Origin of the sequence: Cellulomonas hominis (assembly GCF_005239125.1) — a bacterium.
Lineage (GTDB): Bacteria > Actinomycetota > Actinomycetes > Actinomycetales > Cellulomonadaceae > Cellulomonas > Cellulomonas hominis_A.
The window spans coordinates 1-3,569 of sequence record NZ_SZYE01000280.1; the positions used below are offsets into that span (position 1 = coordinate 1).

A 3,569-nucleotide genomic window follows, 5' to 3' on the forward strand; every position below is an offset into this window, starting at 1 on the left:
CGCCACCCGCGTCGCCCGCCCGTCCGCACCGCCCCGGCGCGTGTCGGACCGCGACGGCACACTGGGCCCATGGACGACAAGGCGACGCTGCACCAGTACCTGCGCGCCCGCGGGCCCCGCCCGGTACACGGCGTGCGCGACCGACGACGTGGCGGCCCGGCTCGCCGAGGTCGAGGAGCTGGTGGGCGACGGGCCGGCGTCCCGAGCGGCCAGGCACGGGCGCAGCGTCGGCACCGTGCTCGGACCGGGTGCGCCGGGTCGCCCCGCGGAGCTCCCGCCCGACGTCCCCGAGGTGCCGCCGGTGTTCGCGGTGCTCGCCGGCGGCGTCGTCGACCCCGCCGACGCCGTGACCGTCCGGGCCTGGCCCGTGCGGGTGGACGGGCGACCGGTGGCGGCCCTGACCGTGCACGGGCCGGCGCGGCTGGCGACGGCCGAGGTGCTGGCGGACGGCCAGGTGCTCGCCGACGCGCTCGGTCCGGCGCTCGTGGGGCCCGCGGTGGCGGGCGCGTCCGCGCGGGCGCGCCGGCACCGGGCGGTCGGCATGCTGGTGGCGCAGACCGGTCTCACCCCGGACGACGCGGCGGCGCTGCTCCGGGCCCGCGCCTGGGCGGAGGACGTGCCGGTCGCGGACCTGGAGGACGCGGTGCTCGCGCGGCGGGCGACGTTCGCGGACGGCGGCACCGGCGGCCCGCTGACCGCCTGACCGCCGCCCGCCCGGTCGCCGGTCCGCCCGCCGGCCGCCCGGATCCGCCCGGATCCGGCGCCCCGCGGGTCACCCGGCAGGGCTAATCGGCGCGAAGTGGGCACGATCTCGGGACGAATCGGGCATCTCGGCCCGATGTGGCGTGCCACGATGGGCGTGCGCGCCGGCAGCGCGCGACCGGTGCAGGGTCTCGGCGAGGAGTCCCGCACGTGCTGCCCAGGGGGACGGACGGACGATGGCTGAGGTGTGTGCGGTGTGGCCGGGCACGGAGCCCGCGCGCAGCGTGCTGGCGCTCCTGGACGACCTGGTGCGCCTGGTGTCGCGCCGGACGGGGAGCCCCGTGGAGGGCGCGGTGCACGCGCAGCGGCGCGGCGCGGACTGGCTGATCGCGTCGGCGGGTGACCGGCTGACCCGCACCGGCGCCGCCGCCGACGGCGCCGGTCCCTGGCGGGACGCGGTCGGCACCGGCGCCCCGCTGGTCCTGCCCGACCTGCGCGACGCCGCCGGGCCCGCCGCGGGGCCGTGGCGGGCGGCCGCGCTCCGCGCCGGCTTCCGCAGCGTCCTGGCGATCCCCGCGCCGCTCAACCGGGGCGGCACGGCCGCGCTGACGCTCTACCTGGACGAGCCCGGCCCCTGCGACCCCGAGGTGGTGCGACGGGCGTCGGGCTTCGCCGGGGAGATGGCGTCGCTGATCGAGCTGCACAGCACGATCCCCGCCCGCGACCCGGTGCTCCCGGAGGCGGAGGCCGCTCGGCTCACCCGGGCCTCCGTCGACCACGCCGTCGGGGTGCTCATGGAGGTGCGGGGCTGCGACGAGGACGAGGCGCGGCACGTGCTCGACGTGCTGCGCGCCTCGCAGGGCCGGACCCTGGAGGCCGTCGCGGCGTCGGTGGTGCGGCGGGCCGTCCGGCCCGGCGGGCGCGGGGGGCTCGGCGGCGGGGCCGCCAAGGCCGCGCGCCGCTCCTGAGCCCTCCTCCCGCCGGGCGTGCCGACGGCACGGCGACCCGGGACCGTCGGCCCACCCGCGCGCCCGGGCGCGCCCCTAGCGTGGCCCGCACGGGCGGGGCGGCGTCGCACCGCCGGCCGCGGGAGCCAGGGGAGGCAGCCATGCGCGCGCACGTCGTGTACGAGAGCATGTTCGGGAACAGCCACGCCGTCGCCGAGGCGGTGGCCGCCGGCCTGCGGGACGCGGCACCGGGCGCGGACGTCGAGGTGGTCAGCGTGCTCGCGGCGCCGGACGCGCTGAGCACCGACCTGGTCGTGGTCGGCGGCCCGACGCACGCGTTCTCGCTCAGCCGCCCCGAGACGCGGCGGAGCCGTGCGGACCACCTCGACGACCCCGAGGCCCGTCGCCGGGCGGAGGCCGAGCCCGACGCCGACAGCGGCCGCGGCGTGCGCGAGTGGCTCGAGGCCCTGGACACCGCGGAGGGCACCCCCGCCGCGGCCTACGACACGCGGGTGGACCGGCCCGTGCCGAAGCGCGCCTCGGCGGGCATGGCCAAGCGGCTGCGCCGGGCGGGCTGCCGGGTCGTGCTCCCGCCCGCGGGGTTCCACGTCGCCGGGATGCACGGGCCGCTCGTCGACGGCGAGCTGGACCGGGCGTCGGCGTGGGGGCGGGAGGTCGCCCGGGCGGCCGGCCTGACCGGGGCGGGCCACCCCGCCTGAGGGGGCGGGCCGCTCCGCCTGGCCCCACAGCTCCGTCCGAACGCGGCGGGCCACCTCGGCGGGGGCGCGGCTAGGCTGCCCGGGACGGCCCGCGGAGCGCGCGGGCGCGAGGCACGCGGGAGCGCAGCGGTGGCGGACGTGACGTCGACGGTGTTCTGGGTCAACGGGCGCCTGGTGCCCGAGGCGGAGGCGACGACCTCCGCCCGGGACCACGGGTTCGTGGTCGGCGACGGGGTGTTCGAGGCGGTCAAGATCGACCACGGGCGGCTGTTCGCGCTGTCCCGGCACGTCGCGCGGATGGCGCGGTCCGCGGCCGGCATCGGCCTGCCCGGCTTCGACCCGGAGCTCGTCCGGCGCGCGGCGCAGGAGGTGGTCGAGGCGAACGCCGACGTGCTGACCACCGGGTTCGACCTGCTGCGCGTCACCTTCACCGGCGGCCCCGGCATCCTGGGCAGCGGCCGGGTCGACGGGCCGCCGACGCTGGTGCTCGGCGTCACGCCCGGCCACGACCCGGACCCCGCGACGGGCGTGATCACCGTGCCGTTCCGCCGCAACGACGTGGGCGCGCTCACCGGCCTGAAGACGACCTCGTACGGCGAGAACGTGCTCGCGCTCGCCCGGGCGCACGCCGCCGGGGCCAGCGAGGCCGTGTTCGCGAACACCCGGGGGCAGCTGTGCGAGGGCACCGGCACCAACGTGTTCGTGGTACGTGACGGCGAGCTGCTCACCCCGCCGCTGTCCTCGGGCTGCCTCGCCGGGGTGACCCGCGCGCTCGTGCTGGAGTGGCACGGCGCGCGCGAGGTGGACCTGCCGTACGACGCGCTGACCACCTCGGACGAGGTGTTCCTGACCTCGACCGCCCGGGACGTGCAGGCGGTGGTCGCCGTCGACGGGGTGCCGGTGGGCGGGGGAGCGCCGGGCCCGGTGACGCGCGAGGTCGCCCGGGTGTTCGCCGCGCGCCAGCGCGAGCTCGTCGACCCCTGACCCCGGCCGGCCGCGTCAGACCCCGTGCAGGGCGGCGGCCAGGAGCGCCGCCCGCGCCGACACCGTCGGCAGCCGCACGTGCTCCGTCGCCGCGTGGGCGCCGCCGCCGCCGGGTCCGAACCCGTCGAGCGTCGGCAGACCCGCCGCCGCCGTGAGGTTCGTGTCCGCCGCCCCGGGAGCCGGCACGCCGGTGACCTGCTGCCCGACCCGCGAGATC

Annotated in this window: 5 protein-coding genes; 4 read left to right on the forward strand and 1 reads right to left on the reverse strand. The window is 79.7% G+C overall.

Translation table 11 applies throughout. The features are described 5' to 3' along the window. Window positions 1-148: 148 nt before the first annotated feature. The 4 genes from FA014_RS18780 to FA014_RS18795 all read left to right on the forward strand — a co-directional run bounded on the left by FA014_RS18780 (window position 149) and on the right by FA014_RS18795 (window position 3,352). A complete protein-coding gene (locus FA014_RS18780) occupies window positions 149-703 on the forward strand; it encodes a hypothetical protein (protein WP_154731133.1) in 555 nt (184 codons plus the stop codon). 235 nt (window positions 704-938) lie between these two features. Then, the gene (locus FA014_RS18785; RefSeq protein ID WP_154731134.1) at window positions 939-1,670 is read left to right on the forward strand and encodes an ANTAR domain-containing protein; all 732 of its coding nucleotides are present in this window, start codon (window positions 939-941) and stop codon (window positions 1,668-1,670) included. A 140-nt stretch (window positions 1,671-1,810) separates the two neighbouring features. Then, window positions 1,811-2,368, forward strand: a complete 558-nt coding sequence (locus FA014_RS18790) for a flavodoxin family protein (protein WP_154731135.1) — start codon at window positions 1,811-1,813, stop codon at window positions 2,366-2,368. 129 nt (window positions 2,369-2,497) lie between these two features. Then, window positions 2,498-3,352, forward strand: a complete 855-nt coding sequence (locus FA014_RS18795; protein ID WP_230323419.1) for an aminotransferase class IV — start codon at window positions 2,498-2,500, stop codon at window positions 3,350-3,352. Between the two features lie 15 nt (window positions 3,353-3,367). Here FA014_RS18795 and FA014_RS18800 read toward each other — a convergent pair. Continuing rightward, window positions 3,368-3,569, reverse strand: a 202-nt coding sequence (locus FA014_RS18800; protein ID WP_154731136.1) for a M20/M25/M40 family metallo-hydrolase, incomplete at its 5' end; no start/stop codon positions are given.